We start from the raw sequence: 21,060 nt of genomic DNA, 5'->3' as shown, positions 1-21,060 counted from the left end.
ATTGCCCGGTATTCACCCGCAACAGAGGTTCCGTCCGCCACTCCCCGCCGGGTTGTGCCCGCCGAAAAGCCGAACGATCCCTGTCCGGCGCACCGCGCTCTGGACGGAATGCTGTGATGTATCGATAAGGATCCGCTTCGTTATGATCGTTCTTTCGAACGTTTGCAAAACTTTTGACAGCACACAGGGCCGCGTCGTGGCGGTAGACAACGTCAGTCTGGCGGTAGAGGCCGGGCAAATTTACGGCATCATCGGCTACAGCGGCGCCGGCAAAAGCACGCTGATCCGCCTGCTTAACGGCCTGGAGACGCCCACCAGCGGCCGCATTGACGTAGGCGGCTTCGATATCGCCCGCGCCAAAGGCAGCCACCTGCGCCAGGCGCGCCTGAAAGTCAGCATGGTGTTTCAGCACTTCAACCTGCTGTGGTCGCGCACCGTCAGCCAAAACATCGCATTTTCCATGCAGATCGCCGGCGTGCCCAAGGCGCAGATTGCGCCGCGCGTGGCGGAACTGATCGCGCTGGTCGGCCTGCAGGGGCGTGAAGACGCCTACCCTTCGCAGCTCAGCGGCGGCCAGAAACAGCGCGTCGGCATCGCCCGCGCGCTGGCCAATAACCCGAGCGTGCTGCTGTGCGACGAGGCCACCTCGGCGCTCGATCCGCAGACCACCGACGCCATTCTCGACCTGCTGCTGGACATCAACCGCCAGCTGAAATTGACCATCGTGCTGATCACCCACGAGATGCACGTGGTACGCAAAATCTGCCACCGCGTAGCGGTGATGGAAAACGGCCGCATCGTCGAAGAAGGCCCGGTGCTCGACGTGTTCACCCGGCCACAGCAGCCGATCACCCGGCAGTTCGTCAAACAGGTGTCGCAGTATGCGGATACCGAAGAGAGCTTCAACCCGCTGCTCACCGCCCATCTGCCGGGGGCGATTTTCAAGCTGACCTTCGTGGGCGTGCAAACCCATCAGGCGGTGATCTCTGAAGTGATCCGGCGCTACGCCCTGACCATCAACATTCTGCACGGCAAGATCAGCCACACCCTCAACGGTTCGTTCGGCGAACTGTATATTCACGCCGAAGGCAACGAACAACAAGTCGCCGACATGCTCAGCCTGCTGCACGAAAGAGATATCGCCGTCGAGGTTATCCAACATGATTGAATCCCTGTTCCCCCACCTGCGCCTTGACTCACTGTGGGACGCCACCTGGGAAACGCTGTACATGACCGGCATCGCCGGTTTGGCCACGCTGGTGCTGGGCATCGTGCTCGGCGTGCTGCTGTTTTTAACCTCGAAAGGCCAGCTGTGGCAGAACCGTGCGGTCTACTCGCTGATCTCCGTGTTGGTCAACGTCTTCCGCTCCATTCCGTTCATCATTCTGATCGTGCTGCTGATCCCGTTCACCAAATCGCTGATCGGCACCATTCTCGGCGCGGATGCGGCCCTGCCGGCGCTGATCGTCGGCGCGGCGCCGTTCTACGCCCGGCTGGTGGAGATCGCGCTGCGCGAGGTCGACAAAGGGGTGATCGAAGCGGCGCGCTCGATGGGCGCCAAAAACCGTACCCTGATTTTCCGCGTATTGCTGCCGGAGAGCTCGCCGGCGCTGGTTTCCGGCATCACCGTCACCCTGATCGCGCTGGTGAGCTACACCGCGATGGCCGGGGTGATCGGCGCCGGCGGCCTGGGCAACCTGGCCTATCTGGAAGGGTTTCAACGCAACCACAGTGATGTGACGCTGGTGGCGACGCTGACGATTCTGCTGATCGTTTTCGTCATTCAGTTCATCGGCGACACCCTGACAAGAACCCTCGATAAACGTTAATTAACCAAGGAAAACGATGATGAAAAAGCACCTACTGATGTTGGCTTTCGCCTCCGTCGCCACCCTCGCCTCTTACGGCGCCGCCGCGGCGACCAAGCTGGTGGTCGGCGCCTCCAACGTGCCGCACGCCGAGATCCTCGAACAGGCCAAGCCGATACTGGCGAAGGAAGGCATCGATCTGCAGATCAAGCGCTTCCAGGACTACATCCTGCCGAACACCGCCTTGGCCAGCCGCGACATCGACGCCAACTACTTCCAGCACGTGCCTTACCTGAACTCGGTGCTGAAAGACCACGCCGACGACAAGAGCTACGACTTCGTCAGCGCCGGCGCGATCCATATTGAGCCTATCGGCATCTACTCGAAGAAGTACAAGAGCCTGAAAGATCTGCCGGAAAACGGCAAAATCATCATGCGCGACGCGGTGGCGGAAGAAGGCCGCATCCTGTCTATTTTTGAACGGGAAGGCGTGATCAAGCTGAAGCCGGGGGTGAGCAAAGTGGACGCGCGCATCACCGACGTGGTGGAAAACCCGAAACACCTGAAATTCCAGGCCAACGTTGAGGGCGCGCTGCTGCCGCAGATGTACAACAACGACGAAGGCGACGCGGTGGTGATCAACGCCAACTACGCCATCGACGCCGGGCTGAACCCGACCAAAGATCCGATCGCGGTCGAAAGCGGCGAAAACAACCCGTACGCCAACATCATCACCGTGCACCAGGCCGACGTGAACAAGCCGGAGATCGTGGCGCTGGTGAAGGTGCTGCACTCCAAACCGATTCAGGACTTTATCCGCGAGAAATATCAGGGCGCGGTGATCCCGGTCAATCAATAATGGGTTACACGGCCCGGTAAAAGCCGGGCCGGTTGTTATACCTTATTGCCAATCTGGCTGAGCCGCGGCCACACCAGCATCAACGCCTCCAGCAACCGCAGCAGATCGCTCCGGCTTGCCCCTTCGCGCGCCTGCACCGACATGCCTTCAATGGTGCAAATCACGTATTTCGCCAGCAGCGTGGTGTCGGTTTTCGCCAGCAGTTCGCCCTGCTGCACCTTGCGATCGAAGCAGGCCTTCAGCGCCGCTTCCTGCGCATGATGTTTCCTGCGCAGCATCTGGGCGACGTCATCGGACGCAGACGACAGCGCGGCCGAGGCGCACACCATAAAGCAGCCTGACGGCGTATCGGGGTCGGTAAACACTTCGACGGAAGAGCGTACGTAGGCCTCGACGATCTCGGCCACCGGCAGATCCTGCTCCAACAGTTGGTTGGTGCAGGTGGTGTATTTTTGCAGATAGCGTTCCACCGCCGCGCGGAACATTCCTTCCTTGTTGCCGAATTCCGCATACAGCGTCGGCGCCTTGGCGCCGGTCACTTCCACCAGATCGGCCAGCGAGGTGGCTTCATAACCGTGCCGCCAGAACAGATCGAGCGCGCTTTCCAGCGCCCGGTCGCGATCAAATTGTTTCGGTCTGCCGCGGCTTTTCTTGCCGCAAACCTCTTCATTGATGCTCATCGTTCCTCTCCTATCCCGCTCCACGGCAGGGTTAGCACAAATAAATTAACGATCATTATAAAAAAATATTGCGCCTTCGTCGAGAACCGATTAGCATTTAGTTATCGATCGTTAAGATAATTTAGCGAAGCGGATTAAAACCCTCTATTCACCGTTATCGGAAAGGAATTAACATTATGAAAAACTTAAAATTAACCTTAGCAGCTCTCACTCTGGCCAGCGTTTCCTTCGGCAGCTTCGCCGCCGATTTAGTCCAGAACCAACCGGCAGACCAGCAGAAAGTGGGCGTCATCACCGTCAGCGGCGCGTCCGATCTGACCTCGCTGGAAAGCAGCCTGGCCGCCAAAGCCGATCAGGCGGGTGCCAAATCCTTCCGCATCATCGGCGCCGGTGGTAACAACCAGCTGCATGGAACCGCAGAAATCTATCAATAACAAGACATTAAACCAGCGGATCGCGAGAAATTCTGCTCCCGACGCCAGGGCATCAAAAAAAATTAATTAACGAGCATTAAAAAAATACTTGCAATCCGTCAAACCGGCATCTAACATTAAATTATCGATCGTTAATTAATTTAACGACCTTACAAAACAAACATCGTAAAGAACATAGATAGGAAATAAGACCATGAAAAACCTGAAAATGACCATCGCCGCCATCGCACTGGCCTCCGTCTCCTTCGGCAGCTTCGCCGCCGAACTGGTCAACGCTCAACCGGCCGATCTGCAAAAAGCCGGCGTCGTTACCGTCAGCGGTGCTTCCGACCTGAGCAGCCTGGAAAACAAACTGGCGGCCAAAGCCGACGCGGCCGGCGCCAAATCCTTCCAGATCATCGCCACCACCGGCGACAACAAACTGCACGGTACCGCGATCATCTACAATTAATTGCCAGATAGGTAATCGTGCAAAAGGGCGGCTCAGGCCGCCTTTTGTTTGTTTTGACGCCAACGTTCTGTTGTAAGCTGTAGCAACCTTTTTTTTGCTGAGCCGAGCAACGACATGACTCCCCTGCTGTTTCACAAATATCACGGCCTGGGCAACGACTACCTGGTATGCCACCGTTCGGTCGCCGATCGTCTGAGCCAGGAACAGATCCGCCTGCTGTGCCACCCGCATTACGGCATCGGTTCCGACGGCCTGCTGATCGACAGCGGCGACGCCGTCAATCCCACCCTGCGCATCATCAACCCGGACGGCTCCGAAGCGGAGAAAAGCGGCAACGGCCTGCGTATCTACGCGCGGTATCTGTTCGACAGCGAGCGCGTGGGGCATCAGCCGTTTCTGGTGCACACCGCCGGCGGCGACGTGCGTTGCCAAGTGGCGGAAGACGCGCATCAGATAACCGTGGAGATGGGGCGCGCCAATTTCAGCCCGGCGGCGCTGCCGGCCTTGATCGATCTGCCGGAGGCGCTGAACTATCCCCTGCCCCTGAGGGAGGAGACGTTAAGCGTTTCGCTGGTGTCGATGGGCAACCCGCACTGCGTGGTGCCGGTGGAGAAACTTGATCTGGCGCAGGTGCATCGGCTCGGACCGCAGATTGAACGCCATCCGCTGTTCCCGAAACGCACCAATGTACAACTGGTGGAAGTGGTCGATCGCCAGACGCTGCGCATCGGCATCTGGGAGCGCGGCGCCGGTTTTACCCTCGCCTCCGGCAGCAGCAGCTGCGCCGCCGCCAGCGTGATGCGCAAGTTGGGACGAGTCGGCGATCGGGTTAGCGTGCGGATGCCGGGCGGCGAACTGCAGATCGCCTTCAGCGGCGATTTTCAGGTCAGCATGCGCGGACCGGTGCATAAAATCGCCACCCTGACGCTGGACGAAGATTGTTTTGCCGGCGGCGCGGGGCTGTTTACGGGATCCACCCCAGCAGCCTGAACCACAGATAGTCCAACGGCACCAGCAGCGCAAAGCTGAGCGCGGCCAACAGCAGGCACAGCTTCAGCCCTTCGCGCGCCGGCACTTTGCCCATCCCCATCGCCACCACGATCGGCGAAGCCTGATACGGCAGCAGCGGCGTGGCGTAACCGATCACCTGGGTCATCAGCACCGTCAGCAGCGGCAGGCCGCTGCCCGCAGACAGCGCCTGCGCCAGCGGGGTAAACAGCGCCGGTACGCCGTTGGCGGTCACCACGAAATTCAGCAACGCGGTGATCCCCACCAGCGAACCGAATGCGGTGAACGGTTTGCCGTGCAGATCCGGCATCATCGCCAGCAGCGCACCGCCCAGCCGATCGCCAAGCCCCGAGTGGCTGACCAGCGCCGTCAGCCCCAGGATCCCCGCCACGTAGATGCAGGTGCGCACGTTAACCCCGGCGGCGAACTGCTCGCCGTTGAGAAACCCGATACGCGGCAACAGGCACAAGCAGGCCGCCGCCAACCCGATCCAGGCGGGAGCGATGCCGTGCCAGCTGTCGGTCATCCACAGCAACACCGTGGCGCCCAACAGCGCGATCAGCCGCCATTCGGCGGCGCTGAGCGGGGTTTGCGCCGCCTCGGCCGCCACCGGCTGCGGCCGCGCACGGAACAGGCCGCAGATGCACAGCGTCAGCAGTGCGCCTTTGGCGATCCCGAGCACCGGGGCGTGCAACAGCAGGTAAGAGAGATAAGCGAAGTGGCTGCCGTAGGCGCTTTCCGCCGCGCCGCTCATCACCAGGTTGGGCACATTGGCCGGCAGGATGCTGGCGGAGAGCTGGAAGGTGCCGAACCCCACCGCCAGCGCCAAACCGATGCGGCCGCGCGTGCCCTCAGCCAGACCGGCGCGATCGGCCAACGCCATGACGATCGGCATCAGCAGCGTAATGCGCCCCATGTTGGAAGGCATGACAAACGCCAGCGCGTAGCTTATCGCCACCACCCCGCCCACCAGGCGGGGCCAGGAGCCGGCCAGGTGCGGCAAGAGCCGGTTGGCCAGGCGATCCGCCAAGCCGGTGCTGCGGATGGCGGTGCCCAGCACGAAACCGCTGAGCACCAGCCAGAATGCGGAAGACGCGAAACCGGAAAAGGTCACTGCGGCGGGCGCCAGCTGCAACACCATCACCGCCGCGAAGAACAGCAGCGCGACCAGATACTCCGGTAAGCGGGCGCTGGCCCATAGCGCGATGACCACCAGCGTGACCAGCGCGGACAGCGCCATCGGATCCCCCAACATAGTTTCCTCCCTGATAAAACGTTGTGATTGTTATCAAACGGTTAACAGGGTGGCACAAGGCGCGGGCGCTAACCTTGAAACCGCTCACATATCGTCGTTCTGCAGATTTTTCAGCATGCACACGTTGCAGCCGTGATGGCCGGTGTTGCCGCGCCGTTCCGTCAACAGCGTGAACCCCAGCGCGTAGTACAGCCCGATCGCCTCTTTCAACTGTTCGGTGGTTTCCAGGTAGCAGTAGCGATACCCCGCCGCCCGCGCCGCCTTAAGCGCCTGCACCACCATATAGCGCGCCATGCCCAGCCCGCGCGCGCCGGGCTTGAAGAACAGTTTCTGCAGCTCGCAATAGCCGGGCTCTTCGCCCGCCAGCGGCGCCATGCCGACGCCCCCCACCACCTGCCCTTCCCGCTCCAGCACCCAGTAGTGGCCGCCGTTGTCGCGATACAGGCCGGTCAGCCGATCGAGATCCGGATCGTGCAGGCTGACGCCTTCCATCTTGTCCATACCGTACTCGCGAAACACGTCGCGAATGATCGCCGCCATCGCCGCATCGTCGCGCGCGGCGATCGGCCGCACCCGCAGGTTGGCGTCGCGCTGTTTGCGCGCGCTGCGCAGCGCCGCGGTCATCTTTTTCATCGCCGCCGTGGTGCTCGCCAGCTCATCGTCGTCCAACTGCGCCAGCGCCGCCTGCATAAAACCGTCGGCGTCGCTCTCGATGCCGGCCAGCGCCTTGCCGCCCTTTTTACTCAGCCGATGCAGGTTGTGCCGCCTGTCATCCGGATGATCCACCGTTTCTATCACACCGGCGGCCACCAGGCTGCGCAGCGCCCGGCTGGCGCTGGCCTTGTCGATGCAAAGCCGGGCCGCCAGCTCGGTGACGCCCAGCGGCTGTTCGCTGACTTCGATCATCAGATGGATCTGCAGCGGCGAAAAGCGCGAGCCGTTGCTCTGCTTGTTCAACATGCCGAATTCTCTGACCAAACTACGCGCCAATGCTCTGAAATCCCTGATGTTCACAATTGATATCCCCGATTAGCTGCCGATGAAAAATGACATTTGGTTGATAATGTTACCTAATTTTCACTACCTTAACGGATCATCAAGCCGCCATGAACCCCGGCATAACACAGGAGTTGATGCAAAACGTAACATTACTCAATACAACAAACTGATTAGTTAAAATATTTCAGGATTAATGGCCATATGTTTGCGATTAAAAAGACAATAACCCAGACAAAAAATGCACAATCGTGGAAAACGCTGTGATGACAAGAGAAAATCGAGACTAATTCATTGCATTCCAATAGGTTACAACAATGTTAATAGCGGCATTAATGCCGATATCTTGTTGTAATTTGTTACATATTCATGGCAGGATCGCGGCGTTTCCATAACGGCGACAACGTTCGTTATGTCAACGTCGGGCGCGGGTTGCTCCCGCGCTGTTTTATGCTCATGGAGAGATCGCATGCCAATGAAAAAATCACTCGCCGTCTGTTCCGTTGCCCTTTCCGTCACTTTGCTGGCGGGCTGCGCGACCGAATCCTCCCGCTCTTTGGAAGTGCCGAAAGTGGCTTCCTACAACACCACTTATCAGGGCCCACGCAGCCCTATCGCCGTCGGCAAATTCGACAACCGATCCAGCTACATGAACGGCATCTTCTCCGATGGCGTCGATCGGCTGGGCAATCAGTCCAAGACTATCCTGATCACGCATTTGCAGCAGACTGGCCGTTTCAACGTGCTGGATCGCGCCAACATGGAAGAGTTGAAAACTGAAGCCGGCATTAAAGGGAAGGCGCAAACGCTGAAAGGCGCCAACTATGTGATTACCGGCGATGTCACCGAATTCGGCCGTAAAGAAGTCGGCGATCATCAGCTGTGGGGGATTTTGGGCCGTGGTAAATCACAGGTCGCTTACGCCAAAGTCAATCTGAACGTCGTAAACGTACAGACCTCAGAAGTCGTCTATTCCGCTCAGGGCGCCGGTGAATACGAACTGTCCAATCGCGAAATCATCGGTTTCGGGGGCACCGCCAGCTACGACTCCACCCTCAACGGCAAGGTGCTGGATCTGGCCGTGCGTGAAGCCGTCAATAACCTGGTCACCGGTATCGAAAACGGCGCATGGCGCCCTGCTAACTAACGGAATAGAAGCAGAAAGATGATAACTAAAAAAATGGGCGGGGCGCTGTTTGCAGCGACCCTGCTGGCCGGCTGCGCCGCGCCGAAAACGCTTTACAATTGGGATGGCTACCAGACTTCTCTCTATCAATACTACCAGCAGGAGGGGCAAAGCCCTGAGCAGCAGATCGCCACGCTGAAAGAGATCGTCGAGAAATCCCGCGCCAAGGATAAAGCCGTACCGCCAGGTCTGCATGCGCAGCTGGGGCTGCTGTACAGCAAAATCGGCAACGACGGACAAGCCATGAATGAATTCAACACGGAAAAAACGCTGTTCCCGGAGTCGGCGCCGTTTATGAATTTCCTGATGGCCAGGGATAAAGGGAGCTTTAAATGAAACGTGTACTCACTTTCCTCGCCGTTGCCGCCACCCTGTTGCTAAGCGGCTGTGCCAAGCAGACGCCTTATGACTATGCGGCGTTCCATGAGAGCAAGCCGAAGTCGATCCTGGTCTTGCCGCCGGTTAACCAGTCGCCGGACGTCAAAGCCAGCCACAGCGTGCTCGCCAGCGCCACCTTGCCGCTGGCCGAGGCCGGTTACTATGTGTTGCCGGTCGCTGTAGTGGAGGAAACCTTCCTGCAAAACGGCCTAACCAACGCCAACGACATCCGCGCCGTCAGTCCGAAAAAACTGCACCAGATTTTCGGCGCCGACACCGTGCTGTACCTGGATGTCACGCAATACGGTACCAGCTACATGGTGATCAGCAGCGAAACCCGCGTTACCGTAGCCGCTCGCCTGGTCGATCTGCGCAACGGCAAACAGCTGTGGGCCGGCACCGCCACCGCATCCAGCAACGAAGGCAACAACAACTCCGGTGGCCTGCTGGGCATGGTGATCAGCGCCGCGATTTCGCAAATCGCCGATACCATCAGCGACAAAGGATTTGATGTTGGCGCCATCGCCAACACCCGCCTGCTATCGGCGACAGGTCAGAACGGCGCCATTCTTTATGGCCCACGCTCACCTCATTACGCCAGCCAGCGTTAAGCCATCTCTCGGGCGGCCTTCTCGGGCCGCCTATGCCAAACTTGTCCCTTTTGCCAAAAGTAGCCCATGCTTTAACGGCAACTGCTCCTCTCCTTCTGGCTAACCGGGACGCTGGCTCATGACGAAAAAAACCACCCTGCTGCAATTCTTCCACTGGTACTACCCCGACGGCGGCAAACTGTGGCAGGAGGCCGCCGAGCGCGCGCCGCACCTCGCCGAACTGGGCATCACCGATCTGTGGCTGCCGCCCGCCTGCAAGGGCGCTTCCGGCGGCTACTCCGTCGGCTACGATACTTACGATCTGTTCGATCTCGGCGAGTTTGACCAGAAAGGCAGCGTGGCCACCAAATACGGCGACAAGGCGGCGCTCGAACACGCCGCCAATACGCTGCGCGAACACGGCGTGGGGGTGCTCTACGACGTGGTGTTCAACCACAAGCTCGGCGCGGACGAGAAAGAACAGGTACACGTGTTCAAGGTGGACGCCAACAACCGCAACGACATCGACGACCAGGGCTTCGACGCGCTGGCCTACACCCGCTTCACCTTTCCCGGCCGCCAGGGCGTGCATTCCGAGTTTATCTGGGATTACAAATGCTTCAGCGGCGTCGACTACGTTGAGCAGCCGGACGACAAAGGGGTGTTCAAAATCGCCAACGACTATGGCGACGACGGCTGGAACGATCAGGTCGACGACGAAAAGGGCAACTACGACTATCTGATGGGCGCCGACGTGGAGTTCCGCAATACCGCCGTGACGGAGGAGCTCAAATACTGGGCGCGCTGGCTGTTGGAAAGCCTGCCGTGCGACGGCTTCCGCCTGGACGCCGCCAAACACATTCCCGCCTGGTTCTTCAAAGAGTGGGCGGATCACGTGCGCGACAGCGCGCAGCGCGACCTGCTGATCGTTGCCGAATACTGGTCGCACGATCTGAGCGCGCTGCAACAATACATCGAGTTGGTGGACGGCAAGGTGATGCTGTTCGACGTGGCGCTGCACCTGAAGTTTCATCAGGCGTCGAAACAGGGCGACGGCTTCGACATGGCGCAAATCTTCACCGATACCCTGACCGCCGCCGATCCGGCCCACGCGGTGACGCTGGTCGCCAACCACGACACCCAGCCGCTGCAGTCGCTGGAAGCGCCGGTGGAACCCTGGTTCAAACCGCTGGCCTACGCGCTGATCCTGCTGCGCGAACAGGGCGTACCCTGCGTGTTTTACCCCGACCTGTATGGCGCCAGCTACCGCGACAAGGGGCGCGACGGCGGCGAGTACCAGATTGATATGCCGGCGATCCCGGAGCTGGAGAAGCTGATCGCCGCCCGCCAGCGTTTCGCCAACGGCCCGCAAACCGACTACTTCGACGACAGCCACTGCGTGGCCTTCAGCCGCGCCGGCACCGCCGAGGCCCCCGGCTGCGTGGTGGTGCTGACCAACGGCGGCGAAAGCGGCAAAACCGTCGCGCTGGGGGCCGATCTGGCGCACACCGCCTGGCGCGATTTCCTCGGCAACCGTCAGGAGGAAATCACCACCGACGACCAGGGCAGCGCCCATTTCCCGGTCAACGCCGGCAGCGTCAGCGTCTGGGTGCCGGCCGCCAGCCTGTGAGCGCCCGCCGCCGCGCAATGATGCAGCGGCGGCAAAACTAATGTTTGCCTTTCGGGTCTAACTTACGCTATCAACTGCGCAAGCCATTCACACCGGAGCCTAAATAGGGTACAAGGCTGCATGAAAATTCCAAAACGACTCCAGCCGCTGGTTGATGACGGATTAATCGACGACGTCATCCGCCGGTTGAAAAGCGGCAAAGAAGCCGACGTGTTTATCGTGCGCTGCGGCGATGAGATCCGCTGCGCCAAAGTGTACAAAGAGGCCGAGAAGCGCAACTTCAAGCAGGCCGTTCACTATCAGGAAGGGCGCAAGGTGCGCAACAGCCGCGACGCGCGCGCCATGAGCAAAGGCTCCAAATTCGGCCGCCAGCAGCAGGAAGAAGCCTGGCAAAACACCGAAGTGGACGCGCTGTATCTGCTGGCCAAGGCCGGGGTGCGGGTGCCGCAGCCGGATATCTGCCTGGACGGCGTGCTGCTGATGGAGCTGATCACCGACGAAGAAGGCCTGGTGGCGCCGCGCCTGAGCGATGTCATCCTGACGCCGGAACAGGCGCGCGCCGATCACGCCCTGATGATGAACTACGCGGTGCGCATGCTGTGCGCCGGCCTGGTCCACGGCGACCTGTCGGAATTCAACGTGCTGATGGATAAAGACGGGCCGGTGATCATCGATCTGCCGCAGGTGGTGGACGCCGCCGCCAACAACCACGCCAAAAGCATGTTCGAGCGCGATATCGGCAATCTGGCGGAGTATTACGGCCAGTTCGCGCCGGAGCTGCGCGATAGCCAATACGCCAAAGAGATTTGGGCGCTGTATCAGGAAGGCAACCTGACGCCGGACAGCGTCCTCAGCGGCCGGTTCAGCGAAACCCTGAAACGCGCCGACGTCGGCTCGGTGCTGGAAGAGATCCAGGCCGCCGGCGAGGAACATCAACGCCGCATGATGGCGCGCAACGCGGAAGAGTAACGCGCCGCGCTATTCGACGCGAAACACCTCCGGCCGCTGTGGCGTCGCCGCCTCGTGATAAATATCCCCCAGATAGCCGGCGATCTCCTCTTCGCGCAGGTCGGCCGGCAGCACGATATCGCAGCTGGGAGCATATTTGCGCTCCGGCAGCGTCACGCGGAACAGCCGCCATTCGTCCCCGATGCGCTTCACGCCCAGCAGACGGCCGAATACGTTAAAAATCATCATCCGCGATTCCCCCGCTCGTCGCTTTCAGGCTATAACACTGTGATGCCGCCGCAGTGAAAAGGAAAGCGTATGAGTGAAAAAACGCCGCAGTTCTGGCGCGATCCGCAGTTGCCGTTCGTCGAAGCCCGCGCCATCGCGGATGGCCGCCAGGTGTGCTACAGCCTGCACAGCCACGAATTCTTTTCCATCGGCGCCATCACCGGCGGCGTCAGCACCTATGTCAACGGCGAGCAGCGCATGCAGGTCGGCGCCGGCGATTTGGTTGTCATCAACCCGCAGCAGGCGCATGCCTGCAACCCCATCGCCGACCGCCGTTGGTCATACATCATGTTCTATCTCGATCTCGCCTGGCTCGGCGCGCTGCAGCAGGAAATGATGGGCGGCGACGGCGACCGCTTTGTCCCCTTCAGCCGGCCGCTCAGCCGCGATCCGGCGCTGTTCAACGGGCTGAACCAACTGTACGCGCTGCTGACGAACGCGCAGTGCGGCGCGCTGGAAAAACAGATCGCCCTGGTGGAGTATTTCAGCGCCCTGCAGCTCGCGCTGGGCAGCGGCCGCCACCCGGAGACGCCGCCGCACCCCCGACTGGAAGCGGCGGCGGCGTTTATCGACGCGCACTGCACTCAGTCGCTGACGCTGGACGACATTTGCCACGCCGCCGCGCTCTCGCCCTCCTACCTGATCCGCGCCTTCCGCCAGCGCTACGGCATGACGCCGCACGCCTATCTGGTCAACCGCCGCGTGCAGCACGGTCATCGGCTGTTGAAAAGCGGCCTGCCGATCGCCGCGGCCGCCAGCGAAAGCGGCTTTGCCGATCAGGCGCACTTCCAGCGCACCTTCAAACAGCTGCTGGCCGCCACACCCGGCCAGTATCAAAAACCCTCCGCCAGCAGATAGCAGGCGCTGGCCGCCAGCAACGCCGCCATTGCGCGGTTGAAACGCCGCACGTTGCGCGCCTGCCTGAGCAGGCCGCGCAGCATCGCGCCGACATAGGCCCAGCAGGCCACCGAGGCATAGCAAATCACGAAGTAGAGCCCGGCGAACTGCCACAGCAGCCGGATGTCGCCGTCGCCGACAAAGGCGCCGAGGCTGGCCACCGACGCCAGCCACGCCTTGGGGTTCAGCCATTGCATCAGCGCGCCGTAGCGGCAGGAAGGCGCCCGCGCCGCGCCGCTGCCCAACCTGCCGTCGTCAAACGCCAGCCGATAGGCCATAAACAGCAGGAAAGCCACGCCGGCCCACTGAATCAAGCGGGTCAGCGCCGGCCACAGGATCAGCAGCTGGTGCATGCCCAATCCCAGCAGCACCAGCAACAGGGTAAACCCCAGCGTGGCGCCGAACACGTGGCGCTGGGCCGCGCCAAAGCCGAATTGCGCCCCGGCGCTCAATGCGACGATGTTGACCGGGCCGGGGGTGATGGAGGCCGCCAGCGCAAACGCGGCCATGGAAAGGTAGATATTCATGATGGTCACCTGAGAAAGTATTCACAGGCACCAGAATGCCGACCGCCGTCGACAAGGTATTGAACAGAATTGCCCTGTTCGGTTTAACGCGCGATCGCCGCCCGGCGGCGCGGCAGCCCGAAGGTGTTGACCGCCATGCCGCCCAGCACCAGCAATGCGCCGCCGAACTGCGCCGGCGACAGCGCTTCATCCAGCAGCAGCCAAGCGGCGAACAGCCCGACCAGCGGCACCAGCAGCGTCAGCGGCGCAACGCGCCAGGTTTCATAGCGCCCCAGCAGGCTGCCCCACACCGAATAACCGAACAGCGTGGCGGCAAACGCCAGATAGGCAACCGCCAGCCAGGTGCCGACCTGCACATGGCCCAGGCTGCTCAGCACCGCCTGCGGGCCGTCGAACAGCCAGCTGCAGGCCAGGAACGGCACGACCGGGATCGGCGCGCTCCACACCACCAGCGACAAAATGTTGCGCTGCGGGAAACCGGCCAGGATCTTCTTGTTGGTCAGGTTGCCCAGCGCCCAGGAAAACGCCGCCGCCAGCGTCAGCAGCAGGCCCGCCAGGGGGACCGCGCCGCTGCCCGGCTTATGCAGGCTGGCCTGCGCCAGCACCAGCATGCCGCCGCTGGCGATAGCGATGCCGACGAAATGGTTGACGCGCAGCTTTTCGCCCATCAGCACGACCCCCAACAGCAGGGTGAAGAACACCTGCGCCTGCAACACCAGCGAAGCCAGCCCCGCCGGCATGCCCACCTTGATGGCGACAAACAGGAAGGCAAACTGCGCGAAGCTCATGGTCATGCCGTACAGCAGCAGCCATTTCCATGGGATCGTCGGGCGCGGGATAAAGAAGATCGCCGGCAACGCCACCAGCAAAAAACGCATCCCGGCCAGCAGAAACGGCGGCATGCCCTGTAAACCGAACTTGATCACGACGAAATTCACGCCCCAGATCACCACCACCAACAGCGCCAACAGCCGATCGCGCAATGTCATCCTCGCCCCGCTTATCCCATTGAAAATTCGCTTTAGCTTGCAGGTTACAACCAAACCGGGCGTATGGACACCGGCAAACGCCGGCGATTATTCCGGCATCAGGCCGATAAAGGTGGTCTTCTTGCGCGGGCCGGTCATCAGCGCTTCCAGCTTCTCCACGCACTGCAGGTAGTGCGGGGTCTGCTTGTGCGCCGCCACCGCCTGCTCGTCGCGATAGGCTTCATAGATGTAAAACCGCGTCGGAATCTGTTCATCCTGCAGCACGTCGAAGCGCAGGTTGCCCGGCTCTTCGATTGCACCCAGGTGATTGGCGCGGAAAACATCGATAAATTCGTCGATTTTGTCTTGTTTAACGTTGATCTCAACCAATGTGACGTGCATGACAGCTCCTTGTTTGAACGGCGCGCCGTAGCATGGCGCTTTCCAACCATAGGTTTATTCCCGTCGATTGCCCTGCCGCAACGGCAATTTTGCCGCCTGGCTCACAAATCGCACCGGCGACGCCCACTCCTCCCCCGGCGGGGTAAGGCGGCGGCATCTATAGTTAACACTCCTCCCCCTGAGAGCATAGGCTATGGATAACTACTTGATGGCGCTGGACGCAGGAACGGGCAGTATTCGCGCGGTGATCTTCGATCTGGCGGGCAATCAGATCGCGCACGGCCAGGCGGAGTGGCAACACCTGGCGGTGCCGGGCGTGCCCGGCTCGATGGAGTTTGACCTCAGCCGCAACTGGCAGCTGGCCTGCCAGTGCATTCGCCAGGCCTTGCAGCGCGCCGGGCTGACGGCGCAGGCGATACGCGCGGTGGCCTGCTGCTCGATGCGTGAAGGCATCGTTCTGTACGACCGCAACGGCGTGCCGATCTGGGCCTGCGCCAACGTCGACGCGCGCGCCAGCCACGAAGTCAGCGAGCTGAAAGAGTTGCATAACCACGGCTTCGAACGCGAGGTGTATCAATACTCCGGCCAGACGCTGGCGCTGAGTGCCATGCCGCGTCTGCTGTGGCTGGCGCACCATCGGCCGGACATCTACCGCCAGGCGGCGACGCTGACCATGATCAGCGACTGGCTGGCCAACATGCTCAGCGGCGAGCTGGCGGTCGATCCTTCCAACGCCGGCACCACCGGCATGCTGGATCTGACCAGCCGCGACTGGCGGCCGGCGCTGCTCGACATGGCCGGGCTGCGCGCCGATATTTTGTCGCCGGTGAAAGAAACCGGCAGCGTGCTGGGGCGCGTCACCGAACAGGCGGCGCAGGAGAGCGGGCTGCTGCGCGGCACCCCGGTGGTGATGGGCGGCGGCGACGTGCAGCTCGGCAGCCTGGGGCTTGGCATCGTGCGCGCCGGGCAGACGGCGGTGCTCGGCGGCACCTTCTGGCAGCAGATCGTCAACCTGCCGGAGCCGGCCATCGATCCGGAGATGAACATCCGCATCAACCCCCACGTCATTCCCGGCATGGCGCAGGCGGAATCCATCAGCTTCTTTACCGGCCTGACCATGCGCTGGTTCCGCGACGCCTTCTGCGCGGAGGAAAAATTGCTGGCGGAGCGGCTGGGGGTCGATGCCTACAGCCTGCTGGAAGAGATGGCGGCCAGGGTACCGCCGGGCGCCTACGGCGTGATGCCGATTTTCTCCGACGCCATGCATTTCAAAACCTGGTATCACGCGGCGCCGTCGTTCATCAATATGTCGATCGACCCGGAGCGCTGCAATAAACAGACGCTGTTCCGCGCGCTGGAGGAGAACGCCGCCATCGTCTCCGCCTGCAACCTGGAGCAGATCGCCGCCTTCTCCGGCGTGCAGGCGCGCTCGCTGGTGTTCGCCGGCGGCGGCGCCAAGGGCAAGCTGTGGAGCCAGATCCTCAGCGACGTCACCGGGTTGACGGTGCGGGTGCCGGTGGTGAAAGAAGCCACCGCGCTGGGCTGCGCGATCGCCGCCGGCGTCGGCGCCGGGCTGTTCGAGTCGCTGGCCGAAACCGGCGAACGCCTGGTGCGCTGGGAGCGCGAGCATCAACCCGACATGACCCACCATGCGCTGTATCAGGAACAGAAAGAAACCTGGCGGCAGGTTTACGCCGATCAGCTGACGCTGGTGGATAACGGCCTGACCACCTCGCTGTGGAAAGCGCCGGGGCTTTAAACACAAGCGGCATTCGGTCATAACCTTATGCCGTTTTATTCCTTTCCCCCGCAGCGCGGCGCAAGCCGCGTTTTCACTCGCCGCCGGCGATTGTTTCCCCTCAGAAACAGTGTAACCACCGCAAACGGATTTATCCGCGGCTTCGGCCTGCCGTAGATTGTGACTTCGGTCACACCGCGCCCCGAGCGCGGCCTGCGCATTCACCCAAGACGAGCGGCATTATGCTGAATAATAAAGATAAACCTGCATCATCCCCGTGGCCGGCGATCTTCTCGCTGACGGTCGCCTGTTTTGTCATGGTCACCACCGAGTTTCTGCCGATCGGCCTGCTGACCAACATCGCCCCTTCGCTCGGCGTCAGCACCGGCACCGCCGGGCTGATGGTCACCATGCCCGGCATCGTGGCGGCGGTGGCCGCACCGGTGTTGAGCCTGGCTTCCGGCCGGCTGGACAGACGCCTGCTGATGCTGGGACTGTCGTTGCTGCTGATGGTGTCCAACCTGGTGGCGGCGCTGGCCGTCAACTTCCCGATGATGCTGCTGGGCCGCGTGCTGCTGGGCGTCTGCGTCGGCGGCTTCTGGTCGTTCGCCGCCAACTACGGCCGCCATCTGGTGCCGGAAGCCAGCCAGGGCCGCGCCACCGCGCTGATCCTCAGCGGCATCTCGGTCGGCGCGGTGTGCGGCGTGCCGGCGGGGGCGCTGATCGGCGATCTGTTCGGTTGGCGCGCCGCCTTCTTCGGCGGTGCGGCGCTGGCGGTCGGCGTACTGTTGGCGCAGCTGCGTTTACTCACGTCGGTACCGCCTTCCCGGCCGGTTACGCCGCGCGATCTGGTGCTGCCGCTGCGCCTGCCGATGGCGCGCATCGGCCTGATCGCCATCGTGCTGCTGTTCATCGGCCACTTCGCCGCCTATACCTATCTGCGCCCTCTGCTGCAACAGGTGTTCGTGCTCAGCCCATCGGCGATCTCGCTGCAGCTGCTGGCCTATGGCGCCATCGGCCTGCTGGGCACCTTCCTCGGCGAGCGCCTGGCGGAACACAGCCTGCGCGCCACCTTTATCCTGATCGCCGCCATGCTGGCGGGTATTCTGATCGTTTCGCCGCTGCTCAGCGGCCTCGCCGGCGCCACGCTGATGGTGTTGGTCTGGGGGTTGGCGTTCGGCGCCGTGCCGGTATGCGCCACCAACTGGATGTTCGCCGCGGTGCCGCAGGCGCCGGAAGCCGGCCAGGCGCTGCTGGTGTGCGTCATCCAGATCGCACTGGCCTCCGGCGCACTGCTGGGCGGCGAGGTGGTGGACTGGCAGGGCGTCAGCAGCGCCATGCTGTTCGGCGGCGCGCTGATCCTCTCCGCCACGCTGGTGTTCGGCCTCAGCTTGCGCTCCGGCGCGATTGGCGCTAAACAGTGTTAATCATTATCTATCTGCAGAAACATGCCCCGGCCACTGCCGGGGCATGACGTTGGGAACCTATGGACCATCATTTGCTCGCTATCCGGGTATTTAACCGCGTGGTGGAAACCGGCGGTTTTACCCGCGCCGCCGATTCGCTGGGCATGCCGAAAGCGACGGTCACCAAGCTGATCCAGAATCTGGAGGATCACCTGCAGACCAAGCTGTTCCAGCGCACCACCCGCAGCGTGTCGGTCACCCGCGAAGGCGAATGCTATTACCAGAATACGGTGAAATGGCTGGCGGATTTGGAGCAGATGGAGGGCTGTCTGACCGAGTCACAGAATTCTCCGCAGGGCGTGCTGCGCATCGATACCGGCAGCGGCACCGCCCGCCAGCTGCTGTTGCCGGCGCTGCCAGGCTTTTTGGAACGCTACCCGCAAATCCAGATCGATCTCAGCATCGGCGATCGCGTTATCGATCTGATCAGCGACAGCGCGGACTGCGTGATTCGCAGCGGCCCGTTGGCCGACTCCAGCCTGATCGCCCGGCGTCTGTTCGATCTGGACTGGGTCAGCTGCGCCACCCCGGCTTATCTGGCGCGCCACGGCGCCCCACGCCACCCGTGCGATCTGGAACAGGGTTTTCCGATGGTGCACTACCGCCATCCGGTCAACGACCGCATCCATCCGCAACGCTATGTCGAACGCGGCAAAGAGATCGCCATTCAACAGCGCTACCCGGTCAGCATTAACGAAGGCAACGCGCTGCTGGCGGCGAGCCTGGCCGGATTGGGCATCATCCAGATCTATCGGTTTATGGCGCAGCCGCACCTCGAGCGCGGCGAGCTGGTCAGCCTGCTGCACGACTGGCAGCCGCCGCCGGAGCAGATGTACGTGGTGTACCCGTCCAATCGCCACCTCAGCGGCAAGCTGCGGGCGTTTATCGACTGGGCAGTGGAGACATTTCGCTAGCGACAGGATGAGCCGCACGTTGTCGCCGCACGCAGTGTGGTATTATTTGCCGCATAGTGATTCACGACGGACGACCACCATGGCCTATATCCCCAAAAACTATGCGAAGCTGGAAACCGGCTATCGCGAAAAAGCGCTGAAACTGTTCCCCTGGGTATGCGGGCGCTGCTCGCGCGAGTTCGTTTATTCCAACCTGCGCGAACTGACGGTGCACCACATCGATCACGATCACAGCAACAACCCCGAAGACGGCAGCAACTGGGAAATGCTGTGCCTGTACTGCCACGACCACGAGCACTCGAAATACACCGAGGCCGATCAATACGGTTCGACGGTGGTGGCCGGTGAAGACGCGCAGAAAGATGTCGGCGTCGCCACCCATAACCCGTTCGCCAACCTGAAGGCGATGATGAAGAAGTAACGCCACCGACAGCTTAATGAGCCACTAACTTATTAAGCTGTTAAATTAACAACTCCCTCTTCCGTTCCGCCACTTCCCAGAGAATTCCTACTTACCCATCCGGGCCATCCAGCGCAAAATAAGCTGCGCAGTTAACGACATACTGGCTTGGCAAGCCGCCGCAGTTGGTGCATATTGTTCGCGAGTTGTTCTTGTTAACCTGTTTGATTATCAACCTAACAAGCACATTAACTTAATAAGTTATCAGCTTAATAACTTGAGAGATGGCAGCATGATTGTTCTGATTGGCTCGCAAAAAGGCGGCGTCGGCAAATCGACGAAAGCGGTGAATATCGCCGGGTATCTGATTCTTAAGCAAGGCAAGACGGCGATCATCGTCGATGCCGACGACCAGAAATCGATCATGACTTGGTACAACGACCGTCAGAACGTCGAGGGGCTGCCGCACATTCCGGTGGTGGCCGCGTCGGGCAAAATCAAGGAAACGCTGCTGGAACTGGATCGCCATTACGACTACGTAATCGTCGACACCGCCGGCCGCGACAGCGCCGAACTGCGCTCCGGGCTGCTGGCCGCCGATCTGTTCCTCTCGCCGCTGCGCCCTTCGCAGATGGATCTCGACACCATCGGCTATCTGTCGGAGATGTTCTCCACCGCGCAGGAATACAACGAGAAGGTCAAAGGCTACATCGTGCTGAACATGTGCCCGACCAACATCTTCATCAATGAAGCCAACGAAGCGGCGCAGGTGCTGAGCGAATACCCGGAGTTCACCCTGGTGAGCCACCGCCTGTGCGACCGCAAGATTTACCGTGACGCCTGGGGCGAAGCCATCACCGTGCATGAGGCGAACAACGAAAAGGCGCAGAGCGAAATTGAATGCCTGGTGAAAGAGGTGATCCTGTGAAGAAGCGCACCCCCACCCACCGCATGTCGGAAGACGAATTCATCAACAGCGCCACCTCGCACACGCTGCCGGTCGCGGCGCCCGCGCCGGAAGCCAAACCGGCCGGCCGCAGGCGCACCTATAAGGCGATTTCCGTCAGCCTGACGGACAGCCACATTGAAGCCATCGATGAAGTGATCGTGCAGGCGGCGCGCAGCGGCATCGTGCGCATTACCCGCTCCGACATCATCAAGCTGGCCATCGACGGGCTGGCGGAGAAAAGCGAAGCGCAGCTGCTGGCGCTGCTGAAGAAGCTCTGAGCGCGCGGCA

25 protein-coding genes are annotated in these 21,060 nt (G+C 61.3%); 18 read left to right on the top strand and 7 right to left on the bottom strand.

From position 1 onward, the window contains the following. The first annotated feature begins 142 nt into the window (after positions 1-142). The 3 genes from ACJ8IM_RS06350 to ACJ8IM_RS06340 are packed head-to-tail and all read left to right on the top strand — an operon-like array spanning position 143 to position 2,667. Entirely contained in the window at positions 143-1,168 is a 1,026-nt protein-coding gene (locus ACJ8IM_RS06350) for a methionine ABC transporter ATP-binding protein (RefSeq protein ID WP_033653451.1), read from the top strand. Continuing rightward, positions 1,161-1,829 (top strand): methionine ABC transporter permease, encoded by a 669-nt coding sequence (locus ACJ8IM_RS06345; RefSeq protein WP_033653452.1) that lies wholly within the window; start codon positions 1,161-1,163, stop codon positions 1,827-1,829. Before ACJ8IM_RS06350 ends, ACJ8IM_RS06345 begins: the two co-directional genes overlap by 8 nt. A gap of 19 nt (positions 1,830-1,848) precedes the next feature. Then, the gene (locus ACJ8IM_RS06340; protein ID WP_033653453.1) at positions 1,849-2,667 is read left to right on the top strand and encodes a MetQ/NlpA family ABC transporter substrate-binding protein; all 819 of its coding nucleotides are present in this window, start codon (positions 1,849-1,851) and stop codon (positions 2,665-2,667) included. A 35-nt stretch (positions 2,668-2,702) separates the two neighbouring features. On the opposite strand, the gene ACJ8IM_RS06335 is transcribed toward ACJ8IM_RS06340, so the two are convergent. Beyond that, on the bottom strand, positions 2,703-3,347 hold the full coding sequence (locus ACJ8IM_RS06335) for a TetR/AcrR family transcriptional regulator (protein WP_033637579.1): 645 nt from the start codon (positions 3,345-3,347) through the stop codon (positions 2,703-2,705). Between the two features lie 176 nt (positions 3,348-3,523). On the opposite strand from ACJ8IM_RS06335, the gene bhsA (ACJ8IM_RS06330) reads away from it, so the two are divergent. The 3 genes from bhsA (ACJ8IM_RS06330) (at position 3,524) to dapF (ending at position 5,222) form a co-directional block, all read left to right on the top strand. Then, positions 3,524-3,781 (top strand): multiple stress resistance protein BhsA, encoded by a 258-nt coding sequence (gene bhsA, locus ACJ8IM_RS06330; protein WP_033637578.1) that lies wholly within the window; start codon positions 3,524-3,526, stop codon positions 3,779-3,781. A 193-nt stretch (positions 3,782-3,974) separates the two neighbouring features. Beyond that, positions 3,975-4,232 carry a multiple stress resistance protein BhsA gene (gene bhsA / locus ACJ8IM_RS06325; RefSeq protein WP_004939517.1) on the top strand — a complete coding sequence of 86 codons (258 nt, stop codon included), beginning with the start codon at positions 3,975-3,977 and terminating at the stop codon, positions 4,230-4,232. Between the two features lie 114 nt (positions 4,233-4,346). Then, complete coding sequence (dapF, locus tag ACJ8IM_RS06320; RefSeq protein WP_033647009.1) at positions 4,347-5,222, top strand: diaminopimelate epimerase; 876 nt, start codon at positions 4,347-4,349, stop codon at positions 5,220-5,222. On the opposite strand, the gene ACJ8IM_RS06315 is transcribed toward dapF, so the two are convergent. Next, the gene (locus tag ACJ8IM_RS06315; protein ID WP_033653454.1) at positions 5,197-6,495 is read right to left on the bottom strand and encodes an SLC13 family permease; all 1,299 of its coding nucleotides are present in this window, start codon (positions 6,493-6,495) and stop codon (positions 5,197-5,199) included. The two genes, dapF and ACJ8IM_RS06315, sit on opposite strands and share 26 nt — an antisense overlap. An 84-nt stretch (positions 6,496-6,579) precedes the next feature. Continuing rightward, positions 6,580-7,485: a bifunctional helix-turn-helix transcriptional regulator/GNAT family N-acetyltransferase gene (locus ACJ8IM_RS06310; RefSeq protein WP_033653455.1), complete on the bottom strand. Its 906-nt coding sequence runs from the start codon at positions 7,483-7,485 to the stop codon at positions 6,580-6,582. Between the two features lie 481 nt (positions 7,486-7,966). On the opposite strand from ACJ8IM_RS06310, the gene ACJ8IM_RS06305 reads away from it, so the two are divergent. From ACJ8IM_RS06305 to ACJ8IM_RS06285, 5 genes are all read left to right on the top strand, one after another. After that, positions 7,967-8,638, top strand: coding sequence for a CsgG/HfaB family protein (locus ACJ8IM_RS06305; protein ID WP_033647014.1), 672 nt, complete (start codon positions 7,967-7,969; stop codon positions 8,636-8,638). A gap of 18 nt (positions 8,639-8,656) precedes the next feature. Continuing rightward, positions 8,657-9,013, top strand: a complete 357-nt coding sequence (locus tag ACJ8IM_RS06300) for a DUF4810 domain-containing protein (protein WP_033637573.1) — start codon at positions 8,657-8,659, stop codon at positions 9,011-9,013. After that, entirely contained in the window at positions 9,010-9,666 is a 657-nt protein-coding gene (locus tag ACJ8IM_RS06295) for a DUF799 domain-containing protein (RefSeq protein ID WP_033647017.1), read from the top strand. Before ACJ8IM_RS06300 ends, ACJ8IM_RS06295 begins: the two co-directional genes overlap by 4 nt. Before the next feature lie 118 nt (positions 9,667-9,784). After that, positions 9,785-11,275, top strand: coding sequence for an alpha-amylase (amyA, locus tag ACJ8IM_RS06290; RefSeq protein ID WP_033647018.1), 1,491 nt, complete (start codon positions 9,785-9,787; stop codon positions 11,273-11,275). A 120-nt stretch (positions 11,276-11,395) separates the two neighbouring features. Continuing rightward, entirely contained in the window at positions 11,396-12,244 is an 849-nt protein-coding gene (locus ACJ8IM_RS06285; RefSeq protein WP_033637570.1) for a PA4780 family RIO1-like protein kinase, read from the top strand. Positions 12,245-12,253: 9 nt separating this feature from the next. On the opposite strand, the gene ACJ8IM_RS06280 is transcribed toward ACJ8IM_RS06285, so the two are convergent. Continuing rightward, positions 12,254-12,472: a DUF7661 family protein gene (locus ACJ8IM_RS06280; protein ID WP_033653456.1), complete on the bottom strand. Its 219-nt coding sequence runs from the start codon at positions 12,470-12,472 to the stop codon at positions 12,254-12,256. Positions 12,473-12,541: 69 nt separating this feature from the next. On the opposite strand from ACJ8IM_RS06280, the gene ACJ8IM_RS06275 reads away from it, so the two are divergent. Further along, positions 12,542-13,369, top strand: coding sequence for an AraC family transcriptional regulator (locus ACJ8IM_RS06275; protein WP_033653457.1), 828 nt, complete (start codon positions 12,542-12,544; stop codon positions 13,367-13,369). Here ACJ8IM_RS06275 and ACJ8IM_RS06270 read toward each other — a convergent pair. The 3 genes from ACJ8IM_RS06270 to lsrG all read right to left on the bottom strand — a co-directional run bounded on the left by ACJ8IM_RS06270 (position 13,345) and on the right by lsrG (position 15,305). After that, on the bottom strand, positions 13,345-13,935 hold the full coding sequence (locus ACJ8IM_RS06270; RefSeq protein ID WP_033638700.1) for a LysE family translocator: 591 nt from the start codon (positions 13,933-13,935) through the stop codon (positions 13,345-13,347). The two genes, ACJ8IM_RS06275 and ACJ8IM_RS06270, sit on opposite strands and share 25 nt — an antisense overlap. 83 nt (positions 13,936-14,018) lie before the next feature. Then, positions 14,019-14,924, bottom strand: coding sequence for an EamA family transporter (locus ACJ8IM_RS06265; RefSeq protein ID WP_033647025.1), 906 nt, complete (start codon positions 14,922-14,924; stop codon positions 14,019-14,021). An 87-nt stretch (positions 14,925-15,011) separates the two neighbouring features. After that, complete coding sequence (gene lsrG, locus ACJ8IM_RS06260; protein ID WP_004939559.1) at positions 15,012-15,305, bottom strand: (4S)-4-hydroxy-5-phosphonooxypentane-2,3-dione isomerase; 294 nt, start codon at positions 15,303-15,305, stop codon at positions 15,012-15,014. Between the two features lie 193 nt (positions 15,306-15,498). Between lsrG and lsrK the strand changes: the two genes are divergently transcribed. The 6 genes from lsrK (at position 15,499) to ACJ8IM_RS06230 (ending at position 21,050) form a co-directional block, all read left to right on the top strand. Continuing rightward, a complete protein-coding gene (gene lsrK / locus ACJ8IM_RS06255) occupies positions 15,499-17,064 on the top strand; it encodes an autoinducer-2 kinase (RefSeq protein WP_033637567.1) in 1,566 nt (521 codons plus the stop codon). A gap of 221 nt (positions 17,065-17,285) precedes the next feature. After that, entirely contained in the window at positions 17,286-18,470 is a 1,185-nt protein-coding gene (locus tag ACJ8IM_RS06250; RefSeq protein WP_033637566.1) for an MFS transporter, read from the top strand. 59 nt (positions 18,471-18,529) lie between these two features. Continuing rightward, positions 18,530-19,423: a LysR family transcriptional regulator gene (locus ACJ8IM_RS06245; RefSeq protein ID WP_033637565.1), complete on the top strand. Its 894-nt coding sequence runs from the start codon at positions 18,530-18,532 to the stop codon at positions 19,421-19,423. Positions 19,424-19,502: 79 nt separating this feature from the next. Then, positions 19,503-19,844, top strand: coding sequence for an HNH nuclease YajD (gene yajD / locus ACJ8IM_RS06240; protein ID WP_016928619.1), 342 nt, complete (start codon positions 19,503-19,505; stop codon positions 19,842-19,844). 271 nt (positions 19,845-20,115) lie between these two features. After that, positions 20,116-20,751, top strand: coding sequence for an AAA family ATPase (locus ACJ8IM_RS06235; RefSeq protein ID WP_033637564.1), 636 nt, complete (start codon positions 20,116-20,118; stop codon positions 20,749-20,751). Next, positions 20,748-21,050 carry a hypothetical protein gene (locus ACJ8IM_RS06230; protein WP_033653458.1) on the top strand — a complete coding sequence of 101 codons (303 nt, stop codon included), beginning with the start codon at positions 20,748-20,750 and terminating at the stop codon, positions 21,048-21,050. The genes ACJ8IM_RS06235 and ACJ8IM_RS06230 overlap by 4 nt, the downstream gene beginning before the upstream one ends. The last annotated feature ends 10 nt before the right edge of the window (positions 21,051-21,060 follow it).

Origin of the sequence: Serratia sp. CY33525 (genome assembly GCF_052169115.1) — a bacterium.
GTDB classification, from domain to species: domain Bacteria; phylum Pseudomonadota; class Gammaproteobacteria; order Enterobacterales; family Enterobacteriaceae; genus Serratia; species Serratia sarumanii.
This window is presented reverse-complemented; position numbering and strand designations above follow the sequence as displayed.

Bases quoted from the DNA above. Each gene is read 5' to 3' on its own strand.
- ACJ8IM_RS06270 (WP_033638700.1), bottom strand. From the start codon at position 13,935: ATGAATATCTACCTTTCCATGGCCGCGTTTGCGCTGGCGGCCTCCATC.
- dapF (WP_033647009.1), top strand. From the start codon at position 4,347: ATGACTCCCCTGCTGTTTCACAAATATCACGGCCTGGGCAACGACTAC.
- ACJ8IM_RS06315 (WP_033653454.1), bottom strand. From the start codon at position 6,495: ATGTTGGGGGATCCGATGGCGCTGTCCGCGCTGGTCACGCTGGTGGTC.
- ACJ8IM_RS06285 (WP_033637570.1), top strand. From the start codon at position 11,396: ATGAAAATTCCAAAACGACTCCAGCCGCTGGTTGATGACGGATTAATC.
- amyA (WP_033647018.1), top strand. From the start codon at position 9,785: ATGACGAAAAAAACCACCCTGCTGCAATTCTTCCACTGGTACTACCCC.
- ACJ8IM_RS06345 (WP_033653452.1), top strand. From the start codon at position 1,161: ATGATTGAATCCCTGTTCCCCCACCTGCGCCTTGACTCACTGTGGGAC.
- ACJ8IM_RS06265 (WP_033647025.1), bottom strand. From the start codon at position 14,924: ATGACATTGCGCGATCGGCTGTTGGCGCTGTTGGTGGTGGTGATCTGG.
- ACJ8IM_RS06235 (WP_033637564.1), top strand. From the start codon at position 20,116: ATGATTGTTCTGATTGGCTCGCAAAAAGGCGGCGTCGGCAAATCGACG.
- lsrG (WP_004939559.1), bottom strand. From the start codon at position 15,305: ATGCACGTCACATTGGTTGAGATCAACGTTAAACAAGACAAAATCGAC.
- ACJ8IM_RS06335 (WP_033637579.1), bottom strand. From the start codon at position 3,347: ATGAGCATCAATGAAGAGGTTTGCGGCAAGAAAAGCCGCGGCAGACCG.
- ACJ8IM_RS06275 (WP_033653457.1), top strand. From the start codon at position 12,542: ATGAGTGAAAAAACGCCGCAGTTCTGGCGCGATCCGCAGTTGCCGTTC.
- ACJ8IM_RS06250 (WP_033637566.1), top strand. From the start codon at position 17,286: ATGCTGAATAATAAAGATAAACCTGCATCATCCCCGTGGCCGGCGATC.
- ACJ8IM_RS06295 (WP_033647017.1), top strand. From the start codon at position 9,010: ATGAAACGTGTACTCACTTTCCTCGCCGTTGCCGCCACCCTGTTGCTA.
- ACJ8IM_RS06300 (WP_033637573.1), top strand. From the start codon at position 8,657: ATGATAACTAAAAAAATGGGCGGGGCGCTGTTTGCAGCGACCCTGCTG.
- yajD (WP_016928619.1), top strand. From the start codon at position 19,503: ATGGCCTATATCCCCAAAAACTATGCGAAGCTGGAAACCGGCTATCGC.
- ACJ8IM_RS06245 (WP_033637565.1), top strand. From the start codon at position 18,530: ATGGACCATCATTTGCTCGCTATCCGGGTATTTAACCGCGTGGTGGAA.
- bhsA (WP_004939517.1), top strand. From the start codon at position 3,975: ATGAAAAACCTGAAAATGACCATCGCCGCCATCGCACTGGCCTCCGTC.
- ACJ8IM_RS06305 (WP_033647014.1), top strand. From the start codon at position 7,967: ATGAAAAAATCACTCGCCGTCTGTTCCGTTGCCCTTTCCGTCACTTTG.
- ACJ8IM_RS06340 (WP_033653453.1), top strand. From the start codon at position 1,849: ATGAAAAAGCACCTACTGATGTTGGCTTTCGCCTCCGTCGCCACCCTC.
- ACJ8IM_RS06350 (WP_033653451.1), top strand. From the start codon at position 143: ATGATCGTTCTTTCGAACGTTTGCAAAACTTTTGACAGCACACAGGGC.
- ACJ8IM_RS06280 (WP_033653456.1), bottom strand. From the start codon at position 12,472: ATGATGATTTTTAACGTATTCGGCCGTCTGCTGGGCGTGAAGCGCATC.
- bhsA (WP_033637578.1), top strand. From the start codon at position 3,524: ATGAAAAACTTAAAATTAACCTTAGCAGCTCTCACTCTGGCCAGCGTT.
- lsrK (WP_033637567.1), top strand. From the start codon at position 15,499: ATGGATAACTACTTGATGGCGCTGGACGCAGGAACGGGCAGTATTCGC.